This window comes from Bacillus sp. FSL R5-0447, assembly GCF_038606125.1.
In the GTDB taxonomy this organism is placed as follows: domain Bacteria; phylum Bacillota; class Bacilli; order Bacillales; family Bacillaceae; genus Bacillus; species Bacillus velezensis.
Genome location: NZ_CP152012.1, coordinates 3,950,362 through 3,967,234, shown reverse-complemented (window position 1 = coordinate 3,967,234; position 16,873 = coordinate 3,950,362). Strand labels below are relative to the sequence as shown.

The 16,873-nt window shown below is 44.4% G+C and carries 22 protein-coding genes; 12 read left to right on the top strand and 10 right to left on the bottom strand.

Translation table 11 applies throughout. From position 1 onward, the window contains the following. Positions 1–265 precede the first annotated feature (265 nt). Positions 266–685 carry a MarR family transcriptional regulator gene (locus tag NYE68_RS19965; protein ID WP_012118692.1) on the top strand — a complete coding sequence of 140 codons (420 nt, stop codon included), beginning with the start codon at positions 266–268 and terminating at the stop codon, positions 683–685. A 37-nt stretch (positions 686–722) separates the two neighbouring features. Here the strand turns inward: NYE68_RS19965 and NYE68_RS19960 are convergent, their stop codons facing one another. Then, positions 723–911 carry a 2-hydroxymuconate tautomerase gene (locus NYE68_RS19960; RefSeq protein ID WP_003151042.1) on the bottom strand — a complete coding sequence of 63 codons (189 nt, stop codon included), beginning with the start codon at positions 909–911 and terminating at the stop codon, positions 723–725. A gap of 105 nt (positions 912–1,016) precedes the next feature. On the opposite strand from NYE68_RS19960, the gene NYE68_RS19955 reads away from it, so the two are divergent. The 3 genes from NYE68_RS19955 to NYE68_RS19945 all read left to right on the top strand — a co-directional run bounded on the left by NYE68_RS19955 (position 1,017) and on the right by NYE68_RS19945 (position 2,782). Beyond that, complete coding sequence (locus tag NYE68_RS19955; protein ID WP_053573955.1) at positions 1,017–1,676, top strand: site-2 protease family protein; 660 nt, start codon at positions 1,017–1,019, stop codon at positions 1,674–1,676. Between the two features lie 12 nt (positions 1,677–1,688). Continuing rightward, positions 1,689–2,207 (top strand): YwhD family protein, encoded by a 519-nt coding sequence (locus tag NYE68_RS19950; RefSeq protein WP_053573956.1) that lies wholly within the window; start codon positions 1,689–1,691, stop codon positions 2,205–2,207. Positions 2,208–2,350: 143 nt separating this feature from the next. Further along, entirely contained in the window at positions 2,351–2,782 is a 432-nt protein-coding gene (locus tag NYE68_RS19945; RefSeq protein ID WP_015418444.1) for a hypothetical protein, read from the top strand. Positions 2,783–2,806: 24 nt separating this feature from the next. Here the strand turns inward: NYE68_RS19945 and NYE68_RS19940 are convergent, their stop codons facing one another. Beyond that, the gene (locus NYE68_RS19940) at positions 2,807–4,879 is read right to left on the bottom strand and encodes a transglycosylase domain-containing protein (protein WP_280144702.1); all 2,073 of its coding nucleotides are present in this window, start codon (positions 4,877–4,879) and stop codon (positions 2,807–2,809) included. Between the two features lie 199 nt (positions 4,880–5,078). Here NYE68_RS19940 and speE point away from each other — a divergent pair, with 199 nt between their 5' ends. The 3 genes from speE (at position 5,079) to NYE68_RS19925 (ending at position 7,211) form a co-directional block, all read left to right on the top strand. After that, positions 5,079–5,909 (top strand): spermidine synthase, encoded by an 831-nt coding sequence (gene speE / locus NYE68_RS19935; protein ID WP_003151052.1) that lies wholly within the window; start codon positions 5,079–5,081, stop codon positions 5,907–5,909. A gap of 58 nt (positions 5,910–5,967) precedes the next feature. Beyond that, positions 5,968–6,840, top strand: coding sequence for an agmatinase (gene speB, locus NYE68_RS19930; RefSeq protein ID WP_007614448.1), 873 nt, complete (start codon positions 5,968–5,970; stop codon positions 6,838–6,840). A gap of 152 nt (positions 6,841–6,992) precedes the next feature. After that, positions 6,993–7,211 carry a LuxR C-terminal-related transcriptional regulator gene (locus NYE68_RS19925; protein ID WP_003151056.1) on the top strand — a complete coding sequence of 73 codons (219 nt, stop codon included), beginning with the start codon at positions 6,993–6,995 and terminating at the stop codon, positions 7,209–7,211. 590 nt (positions 7,212–7,801) lie between these two features. On the opposite strand, the gene NYE68_RS19920 is transcribed toward NYE68_RS19925, so the two are convergent. The 7 genes from NYE68_RS19920 to NYE68_RS19890 all read right to left on the bottom strand — a co-directional run bounded on the left by NYE68_RS19920 (position 7,802) and on the right by NYE68_RS19890 (position 10,912). After that, complete coding sequence (locus NYE68_RS19920; RefSeq protein ID WP_007614439.1) at positions 7,802–8,314, bottom strand: stage II sporulation protein M; 513 nt, start codon at positions 8,312–8,314, stop codon at positions 7,802–7,804. 43 nt (positions 8,315–8,357) lie between these two features. Then, entirely contained in the window at positions 8,358–8,639 is a 282-nt protein-coding gene (locus tag NYE68_RS19915) for a hypothetical protein (protein WP_007407643.1), read from the bottom strand. Between the two features lie 186 nt (positions 8,640–8,825). Next, positions 8,826–9,011, bottom strand: coding sequence for a DUF4177 domain-containing protein (locus tag NYE68_RS19910; RefSeq protein WP_007407642.1), 186 nt, complete (start codon positions 9,009–9,011; stop codon positions 8,826–8,828). Positions 9,012–9,045: 34 nt separating this feature from the next. Further along, on the bottom strand, positions 9,046–9,249 hold the full coding sequence (locus tag NYE68_RS19905; RefSeq protein WP_007407641.1) for a hypothetical protein: 204 nt from the start codon (positions 9,247–9,249) through the stop codon (positions 9,046–9,048). A 13-nt stretch (positions 9,250–9,262) separates the two neighbouring features. Then, on the bottom strand, positions 9,263–9,466 hold the full coding sequence (locus tag NYE68_RS19900) for a helix-turn-helix transcriptional regulator (RefSeq protein WP_003151064.1): 204 nt from the start codon (positions 9,464–9,466) through the stop codon (positions 9,263–9,265). A gap of 197 nt (positions 9,467–9,663) precedes the next feature. After that, complete coding sequence (locus NYE68_RS19895) at positions 9,664–9,783, bottom strand: PhrC/PhrF family phosphatase-inhibitory pheromone (protein WP_021494790.1); 120 nt, start codon at positions 9,781–9,783, stop codon at positions 9,664–9,666. Beyond that, a complete protein-coding gene (locus tag NYE68_RS19890) occupies positions 9,767–10,912 on the bottom strand; it encodes a tetratricopeptide repeat protein (protein ID WP_324636320.1) in 1,146 nt (381 codons plus the stop codon). Before NYE68_RS19890 ends, NYE68_RS19895 begins: the two co-directional genes overlap by 17 nt. A gap of 291 nt (positions 10,913–11,203) precedes the next feature. Between NYE68_RS19890 and NYE68_RS19885 the strand changes: the two genes are divergently transcribed. The 4 genes from NYE68_RS19885 (at position 11,204) to NYE68_RS19870 (ending at position 15,437) form a co-directional block, all read left to right on the top strand. Continuing rightward, on the top strand, positions 11,204–11,632 hold the full coding sequence (locus tag NYE68_RS19885) for a DUF1934 family protein (protein ID WP_014419128.1): 429 nt from the start codon (positions 11,204–11,206) through the stop codon (positions 11,630–11,632). Next, positions 11,629–13,299 (top strand): arginine--tRNA ligase, encoded by a 1,671-nt coding sequence (gene argS, locus NYE68_RS19880; protein ID WP_324636321.1) that lies wholly within the window; start codon positions 11,629–11,631, stop codon positions 13,297–13,299. The genes NYE68_RS19885 and argS overlap by 4 nt, the downstream gene beginning before the upstream one ends. Positions 13,300–13,432: 133 nt before the next feature. Beyond that, the gene (gene narK / locus NYE68_RS19875) at positions 13,433–14,623 is read left to right on the top strand and encodes a nitrate transporter NarK (RefSeq protein WP_007407632.1); all 1,191 of its coding nucleotides are present in this window, start codon (positions 13,433–13,435) and stop codon (positions 14,621–14,623) included. A gap of 97 nt (positions 14,624–14,720) precedes the next feature. Further along, on the top strand, positions 14,721–15,437 hold the full coding sequence (locus NYE68_RS19870) for a Crp/Fnr family transcriptional regulator (RefSeq protein WP_007407631.1): 717 nt from the start codon (positions 14,721–14,723) through the stop codon (positions 15,435–15,437). Positions 15,438–15,468: 31 nt separating this feature from the next. Here NYE68_RS19870 and NYE68_RS19865 read toward each other — a convergent pair whose 3' ends face one another. Continuing rightward, positions 15,469–16,188, bottom strand: coding sequence for a YwiC-like family protein (locus tag NYE68_RS19865; RefSeq protein ID WP_229040978.1), 720 nt, complete (start codon positions 16,186–16,188; stop codon positions 15,469–15,471). Between the two features lie 142 nt (positions 16,189–16,330). Between NYE68_RS19865 and NYE68_RS19860 the strand changes: the two genes are divergently transcribed. Further along, positions 16,331–16,807, top strand: coding sequence for a Crp/Fnr family transcriptional regulator (locus NYE68_RS19860; RefSeq protein ID WP_007407629.1), 477 nt, complete (start codon positions 16,331–16,333; stop codon positions 16,805–16,807). Positions 16,808–16,873: the final 66 nt, after the last annotated feature.

Sequence of the window (16,873 nt, the reverse complement as noted above, 5' to 3'; positions counted from 1 at the left end):
CCAGTCATATTGTCTGCCGCATCCGATCAGATTATCCTTTCCGTCAAACGCAGTCACCCTTAATGATTTTACCTGAATCATGTCTATAAAACCAGCATTGCATAAAAGGGATGGGTAAAAAAGCAGGAGATAATAGTCTGTATAGGGCAGGATAAAAGTTGTGGGCTTTCCGGCCGGAATTTTGACTTTCTCCGTAAGGTATCAGTAAAATGTAATAAAAAACAAACAATGATGATGGATGCATCTTGAAATGGGGAGTTTCTGCATGAAGCACGATATATTACAAGCAAATGTACTGGATTACGCGCTCACGAAATATTTAAAGAGCACGAAAAAGCTTGATGAGGCGACAATTCCGAAGAGTATAAACAATATCAGAGGATTTATTCTCAGGATTATTTACCGGCACGGCACGTGCACGATTAAAGATATATTGCAGGAAGTCACATTATCGCCTTCAGCCACGACAACCGCTCTGAATCATTTAGAAAAAGAGGGTTTCGTGGAAAGGTCGAGAAATAACGAAGACCGGCGCACGGTATGGATGACGCTTTCCGAATCGGGAAAAATGGCGGCCATGCAAATGATTGAAAACCGGCAGATGCTCATTGACGAGCTGTTCGAAGCATTGACAGAAGAAGAAAAGAATACCTTTTTCAGCCTCGTTGAAAAAGTAATGAAATAAGCCGGCCTGACATAGCAGCGCCGGCCATTATCAAGGATTACTCCGTATCGCTGATCCGTTTGCCGGCGACGGCGTAATGATCCTTTCTCATTTCTTCAATCATGACAATGATCTTTTCTTCGGCTGCGCCTGTCGTTTCTTTTACGGCTTCTGTCACTTTTTCAACCAGATTCCGTTTTTGTTCATCTGTGCGGCCTTCAAGCATTTTAACGGTTACGAGCGGCATGGTGCTGATCCTCCTTTATCGTTTCCTCACTTTGGAAGAGAGGTCACTTATAGTATACTGAATGAAGGACAATCTTGCATTTTTTAAAAAAGGGGATTTTTACATTTGGACAGATTTTTATATTATCCGCTGGAGCTTATGCCCTATGTCGTGATTACGCTGATTGTGGCATTTACGATGCATGAACTGGCGCACGCGCATGTCGCGTATCGGTTCGGAGACGATACCGCGGCGAGGCAGGGCAGATTAACGCTCAATCCGATTAAACATCTTGATGTTTTCGGAACGATTCTAATTTTGGTCGCGGGTTTCGGCTGGGCCCGTCCGGTGCCGGTGAACCGCCGCGCCTTTAAAAGACCGCGGCTGGCGGGAGTGCTGGTTTCCGTCGCCGGGCCTGTAAGCAACCTGCTTCTTGCCTTTATCGGTTTCTTTTTGCTAGTGTTGATGCATGCTTACGGAATGGAGCTGCTTTCTGCATTCAGCATGGGGCTTGACCGCTTTTTCTCTATTTGGATTCAGCTGAATCTCGCGCTGTGTTTATTCAACCTGCTGCCGCTTCCTCCGCTTGACGGCTACCGGATTATTGAGGATCTCGTGCCGCCGCGGGTGCGCGCCAAAATGACTCAGTTTGAGAGCTACGGGATTATCGTGTTTCTCGTGCTGTTTGTGACACCGGTCGGCTCCTATGTCGTGTGGCCGCTGTTAAGCGAGGGGAGAGACTGGATTCTCAAGGTATTTGCCATTATATTTCAACCGCTTTTGTAGGAGGGTATTTTCATGGAAGAAAAAAAGAAGAAAACAATCGGATTTAATATTATTAAAAGTGATCCGACCGACGGACATGGCGGTTTTGGCGTCGGGGCGCTGAGCCTTGACAATATTTCTCCGGTATTTGTCGATGTGGAAGAGAAGGAAGCCTTCGTTGACATCGGCGCCATGCATGCCCGCAGTGTCGTTGAAAAAGGCATCAAATTCCTGCCGAACAAAGATGAAGTGCCGAACGGAAAACCGTACTGGCTCGTGTGGGTCACCATCGACAGAAAAGAAGAAGGCCCTTATTACGCGGGTGTGACGGCTTGTGAAATGACCGTGGACAGAAGTATCCGCAGAGGCTATAAGTCATTGCCGGAGCATGTGAATTTAATGGATAAATCAATGAAGCGCTGCATTATCGTGGACAAAATGGACGCCAGCTCAAAGCGGGTGCTTGCTGAATTTCTGCAGAAGCATGACCAAGGGCTCTGGGAACGTTCATCCGATGAATTGAAAACAGGTCTGCTTCCGGAAGAAAAATAATTTGTGAACTTTTTGTGAACTTTATAAATATTTGCACTATTATGCGATTGTACTGAGTAAACTGATGATACAGAATCAGGACATGGAAAGTCCCGAGCCGAACCAAGACTCGGGGTTTTTCATGTTTACGCGGAGGTTTCATCATGTTCACCGTCTTTGAAATCGGGCCATGGGTCATTGAAGCAGATGCGGCGGAAACGAGAAAACAATACGAAAAATCATGGCCTGATCCTTGCGATTGCGGGAGCTGCCGGAACTTTTCCGAGGCGGTGAATCTCCTTCCCGCCGAGATAACAAGATTGTTTACGCAGTTTGGGATTCGTCCGGCTGTCTGTCACGACTTGGGGGAGCATGGAAAGGAAAACGGCCTGCATCACTATGCGGGCAGCTATCCGATTGTCGGCAGGCTTAGGGAAGGCTGGCCGAAGTTTCATATCGAGAGGGCGGGAGATATCCGCTTTTCGTTTTCATTGCCGAGTACAACATTTTTTATACCGAAGGGTTTTCCTGACCCTATTATCCATCTCGACTTTTCACTCTTGCTCCCATGGGTGCTTGAGGAAGACGCGGATTAAAGCCCGGCGCGCAATGCACCGGGCTCAGTCTTTTTTGCCGAGCCACTTGTCCCACCACTTTTTGCGCGGAGCTTCTTTGCGGGCGGGGGCGTGTTCCTTTTCTTTTTTAGAAGGTTCCGGTCCGTAGCACACATCCGCGGGCTCAGTGCCTGCGATGAAATACGTATAATGCTTTGCGGCGCAGCCGGGTCCCGAAGTGTAGCCGGAAGCGGGATCGATATAGACGCCCGTGACGCCCTTCGGCGGTTTAAGCGCTATTTCCGGTTCTCCTTCGAGCGCCTTCTCCATAAAGTCCGCCCAAATCGTCTTCGCATAGCTTTTTTCTTCTACTGAATCAATCGTGCTGCTTTTGTCATAGCCTGTCCATACACCGGCGGCAAGAGCCGGGTTAAAGCCGATCATCCAGCTGTCTGCGCTCGTCGTGCCTGATTTACCGCCATAGGTTCGGGTCAGCCGGTCAGAAATGGTGCGTCCCGTGACGGAAGTATAGCCGTTTAAATCCTGATCAAACATGCCCGTCATCATGCTCGCCGTCACAAAAGCGGCTTTTTTATCAAGCGTCTGCTGATGTCCGCGCGGCTGTTCATACAAGACATTGCCGGCGGTATCCGTCACTTTTGTGATAAAGGAAGGGGTGATTTGTTTTCCCCCGTTTGCGAGCATCGCGTAGGCATTAACCATCTCAATCGGGCGCACGGGTTCAGTTCCGAGCGCCAGAGACGGAAGGGGCTTTAAATGTTCGCTGATGCCGAATTCCTTTGCCGCCGACACGAGCTTATTCATGCCGAGAAAGAGATGGGTCTTCACGGCATAAATGTTGTCTGATAACGCAAGCGCCTGAAGCAGCGTAATCGGTTTATTGGCGTAGTAGCCGTTGTAATTGCTTGGAGAATAAGTATCTCCGTTGTCGTCAATCTGGAACTCTGTGGCTTCGCTTTTCATCAGCGTGACCGGTGTAAAGCCGCTTTGAATCGCTTTGTAGTACAAAAGCGGCTTGATCGTGGAAGCAGGCTGCCGTTTCGCCTGTGTCGCCCGGTCAAACGGGCTTTTTTCGTAGTCACGTCCGCCGAGAAGCGCAAGCACGCGTCCTGTTGCCGGATCAATCGCGGAAAAGCCGACCTGAATGTCAGAGCCGGTACGGATCGTATGTGCCACAGTGTTTTCCGCAATCCGCTGCATGCGCTTATCAAGCGTCGTATAAACACGCAATCCGCTCGTTGCCAGCTGTTCGCGCGTCATGCCGAGCTTTTTCTCGAGTTCTTTCATCGCATCATCGTAAAAATAAGGCGCCGTTTTCGCCACGGTTCTGTTTTTCAGCGGCTGATAGGCAAGCGGCGTTTTCTTAAGCCTTTCCGCCTTTTCTTTTGAGATCATTTTTTGGCCGATCATCAGTCGGAGAATGGTTTCCTGGCGCTGTTTGGCCTTCTTTTCGCTGACATATGGCGAATAGCCGGACGGGCCTTTCGGTATGCCCGCCAAAAGCACGGCTTCCGCATCGTTCAGATCTTTGGCGTGTTTGCCGAAATACAGGCGGGAGGCGGCTTCAATTCCGTATGCACCGTGGCCGTAATATATCGTATTTACATAACCTTCTAAAATCTCGTTTTTAGAATAGTTCTGTTCAAGGCGGATCGTGTAAAATGCTTCGTTCCATTTTCGTTTCCATGTCTTATCATGCTCAAGGTAGAGATTTCTCGCGTATTGCTGGGTGATGGTGCTTGCGCCCTGAACCTTGGCCATTGCCTTTATGTCAGCCAGCGCGGCGGCAGCCATCCGCCGGTAATCAAAACCGTGGTGATTGTAAAAGTTTTGATCCTCCACCGCAATGGCGGCCTGCACCGCTATCGGATTGATATCTTTTAACCGGACCCAGTAGCGCTTTTCCCCGAAATCGGTCTCACCTAGCTTTGAGCCGTCATTTGCATAAAGAATCGTAGACTGAGGAACCCGGACGGAGGGGGCGCCCTGCCATTTCGCTGCAAGAAGAATGGATGTGAAGCAGACGCCGGCCAGCATTCCGCCGATCAGTGTCAGAAAGATGCAGGCGCGGATGATTTTGAACGTGATTCTGAGCTGTTTTCCAGATACTTTATCCACTTTTGGGAACCCCCTTTTTCATGATTCTATTATTATGTGAAAAAAGGGGGTTTTTTAAACATATCAAACCGGACACTTCTTTACTTTTTCCCCTCCATCCTCTATACTTTTTCCTTAGGTGAAAATGAGATTTTAACCGGAATAAAAGCGATACAGACGCTTACAATAAATGAAATAAGCCTTGAAAGGGAGATGACAATTGAGCGAGCTTTGGTATACGGAGAAGCAGACGAAGAATTTCGGCATTACATTAAAGGTGAAACAAACATTACATACGGAACAGACGGAATTTCAGCATCTGGAAATGGTGGAGACAGAAGAATTCGGCAACATGCTGTTCTTAGACGGAATGGTCATGACTTCTGAAAAAGACGAATTCGTCTATCATGAAATGGTTGCGCACGTCCCGTTATTTACGCACCCGAATCCGGAAAACGTCCTCGTTGTCGGCGGCGGAGACGGCGGTGTCATCAGAGAGATTCTGAAGCACCCAAGCGTAAAAAAAGCGACGCTTGTCGACATTGACGGCAAGGTTATTGAATACTCTAAAAAATTCCTTCCGTCCATTGCGGGCAAGCTTGATGATCCGCGCGTCGACGTGAGAGTCGATGACGGTTTCATGCACATCGCGAAATCAGAGAATGAGTATGACGTCATCATGGTTGATTCAACAGAACCGGTCGGACCGGCCGTCAATCTGTTCTCAAAAGGCTTCTATGCCGGAATTTCCAAGGCGTTAAAAGAAGACGGCATCTTCGTCGCGCAGACGGACAACCCGTGGTTTACACCGGAGCTGATTACAAACGTACAGCGTGACGTGAAAGAAATCTTCCCGATCACCCGTCTGTATACAGCTAATATCCCGACGTACCCGAGCGGCCTGTGGACATTTACGATCGGTTCTAAAAAGTACGATCCGCTTGAAGTGGAGGACAGCCGTTTCTTTGACATCGACACGAAATATTACACGAAAGAGCTTCACAAAGCGGCATTTGTTCTTCCGAAATTTGTGAGCGACTTAATCAAATAAAAACGTACGGCGCAGGAGCGAATCTTGCGCTTTTTTACAGGAAAGCGAGGGTTTTATCATGAGGTTTGATGAAGCATATTCAGGAAAAGTATTTATCGCAAGCCGCCCCGACTGGAAAGAGGCGGACGCCATCCTTTACGGCATGCCGATGGATTGGACGGTCAGCTACCGTCCGGGTTCGCGTTTCGGCCCGGGGAGAATCCGCGAGGTGTCAATCGGTCTTGAAGAATACAGCCCGTATCTCGACCGTGACTTGGCTGATTTGAATTTCTTTGATGCCGGCGACATTCCGCTTCCGTTCGGCAATCCGCAAAGAAGCCTTGATATGATTGAAGAATACGTGGACAGCATTTTAGAAAAAGGAAAGTTCCCGCTCGGCATGGGAGGGGAGCACCTTGTATCATGGCCTGTCATAAAAGCCATGTATAAGAAATTTCCGGACCTTGCCATCATTCATTTTGACGCGCACACCGACCTGCGCACGGATTATGAAGGCGAACCGCTTTCCCACTCTACTCCGATCCGCAAAGCGGCCGAGCTCATCGGGCCGCAAAACGTATTTTCATTCGGCATCCGTTCCGGAATGAAGGAAGAATTTGAATGGGCGAAAGAAAACGGCATGCACATTTCAAAGTTTGAAGTGCTTGAGCCGCTGAAAAAAGTGCTGCCGCAGCTTGCGGGACGCCCTGTTTATGTCACGATCGATATCGACGTGCTTGACCCCGCTCATGCGCCGGGAACGGGCACGGTTGACGCAGGAGGCATCACGTCTAAAGAATTGCTCGCGTCCATCCATGAAATCGCACGCTCAGAAGTCAACGTAAAAGGCGCTGACCTCGTAGAAGTCGCGCCGGTCTATGACCACTCAGAACAAACCGCAAACACGGCAAGCAAGATGATTCGTGAAATGCTGCTTGGGTTTGTGAAATAAAAGAATTTCCCCCGCTTGAAACACGCGGGGGATTTTTATTGTATATAAACTACTTAGAAGTTAGTTATTTTACCATTAATAATTGATATCATTGATAAAAATTATCTAATAGGGTATTATTTAGTAAATACATCTTTAGAAAGGAAGTTAGAATGAAAACAGCAGTAGAAAATGAATTGGAATTAAAAAAGATTGAAATTTCTGTAATTAAACTGATAATTGCTGAAAAACCTAATAAAGAGATCGCTAAGTCATTAAACTACTCGCAGCGTAATGTCGAATATATCATAGCCGGTCTCTGTAAAAAGTGGAATGTGAGTACTAGAGTCGGTATTGTTTCGGAAGCATATAAAAGGAATTGTATACAGTGAACGATATGAAAGAAAAACCCCTATTGAGGGGGTTTATTTATATATGCTAAAAAAACATTCTATACAGGAATGCCGTAAAAATAAAAACTGAGATTGTCAGGTAGTTCAAATTTGTTCTCCATTTCAGAAGAATAAACAAAAGAAATAAGTATGCAATATTGAACAAATCAAAGATAGAAAAAATCAAATGATTACTTGTGAAAAATAAACTAGTGTTTGGATGTTCTGCGAAAATATTTTTGAATGATATAAGTAAAAACTTAATTGCGACCGGGATGTTAGAAAACATAAATAGGGAATAAAAAGTTTTGATCTTAATTTGAGCGCCAAGAAAATTTATAATGAGAAATAATACAAATCCTTCAAAAATCACCCCGAACATTAAAAGAAACAGTGCGGCTATTGCAATGATATAATCTAAATGTTTTACTTGCTCAACAACTTGTATAGGGATGTTTTTGGGAATTAAACTTTTCATAAAAGGTAATAGGGAACTTAAATAAAAAGCTAGCCCGATAATATAAAACAAAAATGAGGACAAAAAATTAATGTTTCGGTCCTTAAATGACGATAATTCAATTTGCATAATCCTAAGAGACTCCTTTTATAAAGATAGGTGTAATAAATGTTTCTAACATAGCTGCTATAATTAAACCGAGAAATATAATACCAATATATTTAAAAGTGAATTTTAAATTTATTTTGAGGAGTAATAAATCCAAAGTTAATTTCATTCCTACAGAGGCTGCAAGAAGCAATACCGGGACTTCAATTATTCCATGGGGTATAACAAGCAGTAAAAGGTTTAAATTGTCTTTGATGTTTCCTATGGCATTTCCTAAAATTAATCCATTAATAATTAAAACTGCAATCGTGCCAAGTGACAGCGTCAACGGGCCTAAAAAAACAAGCAGACTCGCTACTTTAATATTATTAAAGAAAATCTGAAAAAAATCCGGACGGATATTTCGATTTAGATTATTTACATTTGAAGCGGGATCTGTATAAAAATAAGCTGTAAATAAAGCAATTAAAAATAAGATCAGACAGAGTATGTACAATTTGACTAAAACGTTCTTTTTAAACAAAGTATTTTCATCCATTCGTTTAAGGGACTGCCAGGGATATTGAATTTAATGTTTTATGTTAAGCTGCTGCTGTACTTGCTGCAGCCAATTGTTCTAAAACGGCTAATGGCAAGCCTGCACCAAGAGATCCTAAAACAGTAATGATAGCCAGGACTGAACCCGTTGCGGTGATAGCACTGACAATCCAACTAGGAGCTATTATTCCAGCTCTGTTTAAAATATCGATGACATCCATGCTTAAATGATTATGTTTTATACTGAAAAGAGCGAGAACAATGATTCCTGATGCTACTAATGTAAAAATCGCTTTACTATTTTGTGTTTTTAAAAGTAGACTCATTTTTTCCTCCAATTTTTTCAATATCCCCAGCAAGTTAAATAATAAAATATATTGGAAGCTATTTGAATTGCGGATTTCCGAAAAAAATAGTTAAGAGGTGAAATCCGTTAAGGTATCTGCTGGCTTATTTCAGTACAAAGAAAGCCGGACCATATGTATGATCCGGCTTTCTTTGTACTGAAACATTTATACTTTTTTTTCAAGAATAATATCAAAATAATCGGCTGCCCCATAACCTGAAATAGGAGGAGCAAATATTTGAACCAGCTTCCATCCTTGCTGCGAATACTTTTCAATAATTTCTTTATAGTCTTCTTTAGGCTTTCCTTTCCACCGGTTTACTTCTACTTTTATGAACTTATATTCGTACATTGCTGTATAATCCTCCGGAAGTGTATTGGAATTGTTACCTTGTTTTTCGATTATGATAAACTTGAATCCATAAATAGAGCGCGCAGCCTATTAAAAGTATTGGAAATTGCCATCCTGTATTTCCGTTTTTAAAATAATCTATTAATGACCATATCAGTAAAGCGACAGTATAAAAACTAAATGCTATTCTGGCGGCTATACCCGATTGGTGTTTTTGCATCTCATCCATTTTCTTCATAAGAACCGCTCCCTTAATTTTTTTTGGCGTTATAGTTGAATACTTTATCTATTCCCGTATTTAATGCGTGAGCTATCGAAAAAGCCAGACTTAAAGTCGGGTCATATTTATTATTTTCAATTGCATTGATGGTTTGTCTGGTCACATTGCAGAGCTTAGCCAGATCATTTTGTGAAATATCAGCTGCTGTTCTAAGTTTTTTTATATTGTTATCCACTAAAACCCTCCTTAAATATTTTTGTTTTTATTTTAAATTTTCAAATTTATATATATTTATTTTAAATAATATATGTATATGTGTCAAATACTTTTTACATATTTGAATTTTAAGGGATACTTTTTGTTTTTGCAAATTAGTTGTTAATATAAAAAACGGCTTGCAGTTTAACCTGCAAGCCTAAAAGTAATCATTATTTAAATCATTCCGCGCTGAGCAACTTCAAATTGATGTTCCGGTGCACTTGCAATGTCGGCTGAAACAAAAATAGTGCCTATCGCTAAGCAAGTAAGTGCTAATTTATACTTCAATTTCATACAACTTCACACCTCCTTGAATCTGCTGTCTTGTTTCTTCCACCTTTAAAAAATATGCGGAAGCCTTCTCGAAATTTTCTCTTTCATGATAATATTTTGCCACATCTAAGGCAAAATCTTCAAGATCAGCATACATCAATTTATCTCTGAGAAAGTCAAAACATTCCATGATTGCTTCTTCATCAGGCTCACCGACATATAAAGATTCTAAAAATTCATACTCGACTATATATAGGGAATCTTCTGCCTCCTCTGCATAAGATACCCCTTTGTCATGATATTGTCTGGCTATGGCCATATTTCCGATTTTATAATGTATTTGTGTGATTAAGAAATAGGCTTGCGGGAGAGAAGTGATGATGTTCCCATCTTCAAAAACAGCTATTGCCCGTTTTATGTAGTCAATGGCTGGTTTGTAATTTTCTTGGCTGTTAAAACAAAGTCCGATATTATATAGAGTCCGGCCCATTAATTGAGGCTGCTGTTCTGCCTCTGCCATGGCATAAGCTTTTTTAAAATGCTGAATTGCTTCATCATATTGCTTTAAGTCAAGAAAGTTGGTAGCGAACAATGAATGGCACTGAAGCACCCTTATATTATATGCCTCCTGCTTATGATAAATTTTATAAGCCTGCCGGGCATAATCCATAGAAAAATAAGTCTGCTTCATATAATAGTAGGACTCTGACATCTTAAAATAAAATTCAGCTTTCTCGATACAATCTTTGACAAAATCAAGCTTATATTCAGCTTTCTTAAAAAACTGAATCGCTGAAAGATATTCACGGCATTCCAGCTCATACATCCCCCGGAAAAAATTAAAATAATAATCAAGCCGTCCGGTCAGCCGGGCCTGCTTTTTATCAATATCCGCGAGCAGCTCCGATAGTCTCGGCTGTTCTTCTATCCGCTGCGATTCCAGCGGTTCGAGGTATTCGAGCATCAGATTGTGGCGGAATTCCATGAGAGAATAGTATAGATGAAGATCCTGATCATCTTCCAGACCTGCAAGTTCTTCTTTGATTTCTCTCCGCAAGTACTCGGCGTCCGGGATGCTGAACCTTCGAATGTACATATACCATTCGTTGATTTTTTCTCCAACCGCTGAAGACGATAAAACACTCGCCACTATTCCGAATCCCTCCCTTCCACGTTATGTATATGACATATTTTATCATTTTCATTCGGAAGGATAGCGCAAAAATACCGCAAACTTTTCCCCTTTGACAAAGCCGTCCGCCGAAGGAACCGCATTTTTCCCGCAGCCCGGGATTTCCGGTTTTTTCATTTTCCTTAAAAATCATGTTTATCTTCAAAACCAATCAGCAAAGATGGTAAGATAGGAGGAAGCGGTTGAACTTTTTCCCTTGAAAACTTATACTATTCAGGTTAAGCGGGATGATGAAAAGGAAGTGTCAGCATGAGACAGGAGACACCAGTAGCCATTCATGTGCAATCATTCATACACAACGGCTCAGAAGAAGAGTCGGTTGAATTTACATCGAGTGGATTCTATTACGTGAGAAACGGCAAAACGTATCTTTCCTATCACGAAGAGCATGATTTGGGCAAGATTAAAACGGTCGTCAAGATTACAGAAAAAGAGATTCTCGTGATGAGATCGGGCGCCATCCAAATGAAACAGCGGTTCATTCCGGGGGCATCGACACTCACTCAATATAAACTGCCGTTCGGACAAATGGAGCTCCGTACGGAAACAAAAAACATACAAGCTGATGTCGGCGGTTCGGAAGGCTCCGTCAAAATGACATATAACATGACTGTAGGCGAAAACCAAGAACATGTACATAACATGACGATCCAATATAAGGAGGAAACAAAGGCATGAATATTGCGGAACAGATGAAGGACGTGCTGAAGGAAGAGATCAAAGCGGCCGTTCTGAAAGCGGGCCTGGCGGAAGAAAGCCAGATTCCAAGCGTACTGTTAGAAACGCCGAAAGAAAAAACACACGGTGATTATTCCACAAACATGGCGATGCAGCTGGCGAGAATCGCAAAAAAAGCGCCGCGCCAAATCGCTGAGGAGATCGTGGCGTCATTTGATAAAGGCAAAGCTTCCATTGAAAAGATGGATATTGCGGGACCTGGCTTTATCAACTTTTACATGAACAACAGCTACTTAACAAAACTGATTCCGTCCGTGCTTGAAGCGGGTGAACATTACGGAGAGACAAACATCGGACAAGGCGAAAAGATTCAGGTCGAATTCGTATCAGCCAACCCGACGGGAGATCTTCACTTAGGCCATGCGCGCGGCGCGGCGGTAGGTGACGCGCTGTGCAGCGTTCTTTCTAAAGCGGGCTATGATGTGAGCCGCGAGTACTATATTAATGATGCGGGCAACCAGATTAACAACCTGGCGCTTTCCGTTGAAGTCCGTTATTTTGAAGCGCTCGGTCTCGAGAAACCGATGCCGGAAGACGGCTACCGCGGTGAGGATATTATCGCCATCGGGAAAAAGCTTGCCGAAGATTTCGGCGACCGTTTCGTACATGAAGAGGAGAGCGAACGTCAGGCGTTTTTCCGTGAATACGGCTTAAAGTACGAGCTTGATAAACTTCGCTCCGATCTGGAAAATTTCCGCGTACCGTTTGACGTATGGTATTCTGAAACGTCACTGTACGAAAACGGAAAAATTGATCAGGCGCTTGAGGCGCTTCGCGAAAAGGGCCATGTATACGAAGAGGACGGCGCGACATGGTTCCGCTCCACAACGTTCGGCGACGATAAAGACCGTGTGCTGATCAAAAAAGACGGCTCATACACTTATTTGCTGCCGGATATCGCATACCATAAAGACAAACTTGACCGCGGATTCGACAAGCTCATCAATGTATGGGGCGCGGATCACCACGGGTATATTCCGCGTATGAAAGCGGCGATTGAAGCGCTCGGTTACAAGAAAGGCACATTGGAAGTTGAGATCATTCAGCTCGTTCATTTATACAAAAACGGCGAAAAAATGAAGATGAGCAAACGTACGGGGAAAGCCGTAACGATGCGCGACTTGATTGAAGAAGTCGGCTTGGATGCCGTGCGTTATTTCTTCGCGATGCGCAGCGCTGATACGCACATGGATTTTGACTTGGATCTTGCCGTATCCACATCTAACGAAAACCCTGTGTATTATGCACAATACGCACATGCACGTATTTGCAGCATGCTTCGCCAAGGGGAGGAGCAGGGACTTAAACCGGCGGCAGATCTTGATTTCAGCCATATTCAATCAGAAAAAGAATATGACCTGCTGAAAACGATCGGCGGCTTCCCTGAGGCAGTGGCAGAAGCGGCGGAAAAACGCATTCCTCACCGTGTCACAAACTATATTTATGATCTGGCTTCCGCTCTGCACAGCTTCTACAATGCGGAGAAAGTCATCGATCGGGAAAATAAAGAGAAGAGCCGCGCGCGTCTCGCTTTAATGAAAGCGACGCAAATTACGCTGAACAATGCGCTTCAGCTGATCGGCGTATCCGCTCCGGAAAAAATGTAATGATGATCAAAGGACAAAGTCTTCGGGCTTTGTTCTTTTTTTGTATATAAAGCGTGTGATGTAATTCACAATCCCGCACACTGAGTTTTTGTATGATAAGACTGATATTGAATCAGTGAAAGGGGCAAGCCGAATGATCAATCGTCAACATATTCAATTATCGTTGCAGTCATTAAGCTTAGTGGCAGGGTTTATGGTGTGGGTGCTGATTTCATCGCTCATTTCTCAAATGACATCAGATATTCATTTAAGCAAAGGCGAAATTTCATTGGTGACGGCGATTCCCGTTATTCTCGGATCGCTTCTCCGTATTCCTTTAGGATATTTAACGAACAGGTATGGCGCGCGGCTGATGTTTATGATCAGCTTCATCCTGCTTTTGTTTCCTGTATTTTGGATCAGTATCGCGGATTCTTTATTTGATTTAATCGCGGGCGGCTTTTTCTTAGGGATCGGGGGAGCGGTATTCTCCATCGGAGTGACGTCCCTCCCGAAATATTATCCGAAAGAAAAGCACGGTGTCGTCAATGGGATTTACGGTGCCGGAAACATCGGGACCGCCGTTACTACCTTTGCGGCGCCGGTTATCGCTCAAGCCGCGGGATGGAAAGCAACCGTGCAGATGTATCTTGTTTTGCTGGCTGTTTTCGCATTACTGCACGTTTTGTTCGGCGACCGGCATGAGAAGAAAGTCAAAGTTTCCATAAAGACACAAATGAAAGCCGTTTACCGAAATCATGTGCTGTGGATGTTGAGCCTGTTTTATTTTATTACGTTCGGCGCCTTTGTCGCCTTTACCATCTATCTTCCGAATTTTTTGGTTGAGCATTTTGGGCTGAGCCCTGCGGACGCCGGTCTGCGGACGGCCGGCTTTATTGCGGTCTCTACGCTGCTCAGGCCTGTGGGAGGGTTTCTTGCAGATAAACTGAGCCCGCTCCGCATTCTGATGTTCGTTTTCGCAGGGCTTACGCTGTCAGGGGTCATGCTGTCATTCTCCCCGACGATCGGCCTTTATGCGTTTGGATCGCTGACGGTGGCAGTCTGCTCAGGGATTGGAAACGGGACGGTATTTAAACTGGTGCCTTTCTATTTTTCGAAGCAAGCGGGGATTGCCAACGGAATTGTGTCAGCTATGGGCGGACTGGGCGGTTTTTTCCCTCCGCTGATTCTGGCAAGTGTATTTCAGGCAACAGGCCAATACGCGATCGGGTTTATGGCGCTTTCAGAGGTAGCGTTAGCCAGCTTTGTCCTTGTGATCTGGATGTATTGGCAGGAAAGAATGAAAACACATACGGAGAGAAACAGTCAGAGCCTCAATTCATAATGATCCATTCACAAGATTGTTAGTTTTTTCTGGGTGAGTGCAAATCAAGTCACGTTACAATATACATACGCAACGTGACTTTCTTCGAGGTGAGCTCATGAATATTCTCTCTGTCCGAAAATCTGATAAAGAACTTCTTTCCCGCGAACTGCATGAATTGCTGGAATCGATCAGTACGAAAAGGAAAATGAAAAAACACACTTATTTGTTTCAAGAAGGAATGGATGCAAAAGAGCTTTATCTGATTCAATCAGGACTCATTGAAATCGGCAAGCTGACGTCTGACGGAAAAGACCTGACGCTTAGAATCTGCCAAAAAAACGATATTGTCGGGGAATTGACGCTATTCACAGATGAGCCGAGATATATGCTCAGTGCGAAAGTGTTAGAGGATGGCGAGGTGCTCGTCATTAATAAAAACAAGCTGGAAAAGGAATTGATCCAAAACGGTGTTTTGACGTTTGAATTTATGAAATGGATGAGCACCCATCTTCGAAAAATCCAGTCCAAGATCAGGGACCTGCTTCTTCACGGCAAAAAAGGGGCGCTCTATTCCACCCTTATCCGCTTATCAAACAGCTACGGGGTGGAACGAAGCGACGGGATTCTGATTAACATTGTGCTGACAAATCAGGATTTGGCCAAGTTTTGCGCGGCGGCAAGGGAGAGCGTCAACCGCATGCTGGGAGACCTCCGCAAACAAGGGGTTATTTCGATAGACGAAACCGGAAAAATTATTTTGCACAAGCGGGACTATTTACGATGCGAGATCGAGTGTGAAAATTGTCCGCTTGAGATCTGCAATATTGACTGAAAAAAACAAGGGCAGCCGGTGTCCTTGTTTTTCAGCTTGTGATACATATACACATGACGGCGAAAAAGAAGCCGGCATTTATGATTTCCAGAATGCCGATCGTTTTCACCGGCCAGTCTCTTCCGTGAAAAAACCAGGCCCGCAGACTGCTTGGGATAAAAGCGAGAAACGCCCAGCCTGCCCCGAGAAGAGCCGATAAAAAGGGGAGCAAGAGGTGATATCCCCACGACCAGTATGCAAAGGTTCTGTTTTTTCTCTCCCGTATGACCGATTTCACATAAAAAGAACTCCCGACAAAAAATAAAGCGGATTGCAAGAATAGAAACCAGGCCCAGCCGTCAAGGGTTCCCGTTCCCAGCCAGCAGCTCGCAAGCCCGCCTGAACAAAAGAACAGAACACCCGCAATATCATTCGTGAGCGCCCGTTCGTTTTTTCGGCGGGCATAATGTGTATGTATGAGAAACAGCGGCAATAAAAAAACGCCGATCCAGACGAGCTGCGGCTTATGATAGACAGAGATGATCAAAAAGCAGCAGGCCGGAAAACCGTAATACCATATCCACTTTTGATAGGGCTGAAGCTGTTTCTTTTTCAAAGCGAGCGAAACGGGATAAACCGTCAAGTAAAGGAACAGCCAGCCCAGAAAGAGCGGAATATGCCAGAAAACCGGGCCTCCCTTGATCATGCCGAGTAAAAATGGAATCAGCAGCATCGCCCATGCGCCGTGCTGCTTCGGAATCATCGCCTTCATCGGAACCCTCCTTTTTATTTCATTATAAGTACAAACACTCTCCTGATAAGTGACTTTTATCATACAAGCTGTGAAATACATCACTGCCGCGCGGGCTCAATCGGGCTACACTAAAGCTATCCTTAGCACAGGAGGCTTTCCTATGAATCAGTGTGACTATTTATTATTTCTGAAACAACTTCCTATGTTTAATGAAGTGCCTCTGTCCATTGTCGAAACCTTGCTGAAAAACGGGACGTTTATCCGCGGCTCATCTGACCAATCTCCATCCTTTCTTCATTCACAATCCGTTTATATTGTATTAAAAGGCAATATCCGTTTTACGGACAGCAGGCTCCCTGAAGGGTCGCAAACCGTTGCGCTGTGGGAAAAAGGCGATGTGTTTCCGATTGATGAAAAAGGCGGGCTCTCTTTATCGCCTTTTATCTCAGTCAATGCCTCACCGGATATTCTGGTACTCCATATTCCATATTCCGTATTTAAGCAAATGATGTCTTACCATCCGCGGCTGCAAATGAACTTTTTGGCGATGCTTCAGCAAAATGTCTTCTGTTCCTATCAGTTGTTTTTGCGGTATCTGCATACATCACGGGATGAAAACGCCGAACCCGGTTCCTAAACAGAACCGGTTTTTTTTGATGACGCCGGGCGTCCCCATATCGTTTGAAAATCCTTCCTGCTGCTC

Coding starts and splice junctions, on each gene's coding strand:
- NYE68_RS19965 (WP_012118692.1), top strand. CDS start 266: ATGAAGCACGATATATTACAAGCAAATGTACTGGATTACGCGCTCACG.
- NYE68_RS19960 (WP_003151042.1), bottom strand. CDS start 911: ATGCCGCTCGTAACCGTTAAAATGCTTGAAGGCCGCACAGATGAACAA.
- NYE68_RS19950 (WP_053573956.1), top strand. CDS start 1,689: ATGGAAGAAAAAAAGAAGAAAACAATCGGATTTAATATTATTAAAAGT.
- NYE68_RS19945 (WP_015418444.1), top strand. CDS start 2,351: ATGTTCACCGTCTTTGAAATCGGGCCATGGGTCATTGAAGCAGATGCG.
- speB (WP_007614448.1), top strand. CDS start 5,968: ATGAGGTTTGATGAAGCATATTCAGGAAAAGTATTTATCGCAAGCCGC.
- NYE68_RS19925 (WP_003151056.1), top strand. CDS start 6,993: ATGAAAACAGCAGTAGAAAATGAATTGGAATTAAAAAAGATTGAAATT.
- NYE68_RS19920 (WP_007614439.1), bottom strand. CDS start 8,314: ATGGATGAAAATACTTTGTTTAAAAAGAACGTTTTAGTCAAATTGTAC.
- NYE68_RS19915 (WP_007407643.1), bottom strand. CDS start 8,639: ATGAGTCTACTTTTAAAAACACAAAATAGTAAAGCGATTTTTACATTA.
- NYE68_RS19910 (WP_007407642.1), bottom strand. CDS start 9,011: ATGTACGAATATAAGTTCATAAAAGTAGAAGTAAACCGGTGGAAAGGA.
- NYE68_RS19905 (WP_007407641.1), bottom strand. CDS start 9,249: ATGAAGAAAATGGATGAGATGCAAAAACACCAATCGGGTATAGCCGCC.
- NYE68_RS19895 (WP_021494790.1), bottom strand. CDS start 9,783: ATGAAATTGAAGTATAAATTAGCACTTACTTGCTTAGCGATAGGCACT.
- NYE68_RS19885 (WP_014419128.1), top strand. CDS start 11,204: ATGAGACAGGAGACACCAGTAGCCATTCATGTGCAATCATTCATACAC.
- argS (WP_324636321.1), top strand. CDS start 11,629: ATGAATATTGCGGAACAGATGAAGGACGTGCTGAAGGAAGAGATCAAA.
- narK (WP_007407632.1), top strand. CDS start 13,433: ATGATCAATCGTCAACATATTCAATTATCGTTGCAGTCATTAAGCTTA.
- NYE68_RS19870 (WP_007407631.1), top strand. CDS start 14,721: ATGAATATTCTCTCTGTCCGAAAATCTGATAAAGAACTTCTTTCCCGC.
- NYE68_RS19865 (WP_229040978.1), bottom strand. CDS start 16,188: ATGAAGGCGATGATTCCGAAGCAGCACGGCGCATGGGCGATGCTGCTG.
- NYE68_RS19860 (WP_007407629.1), top strand. CDS start 16,331: ATGAATCAGTGTGACTATTTATTATTTCTGAAACAACTTCCTATGTTT.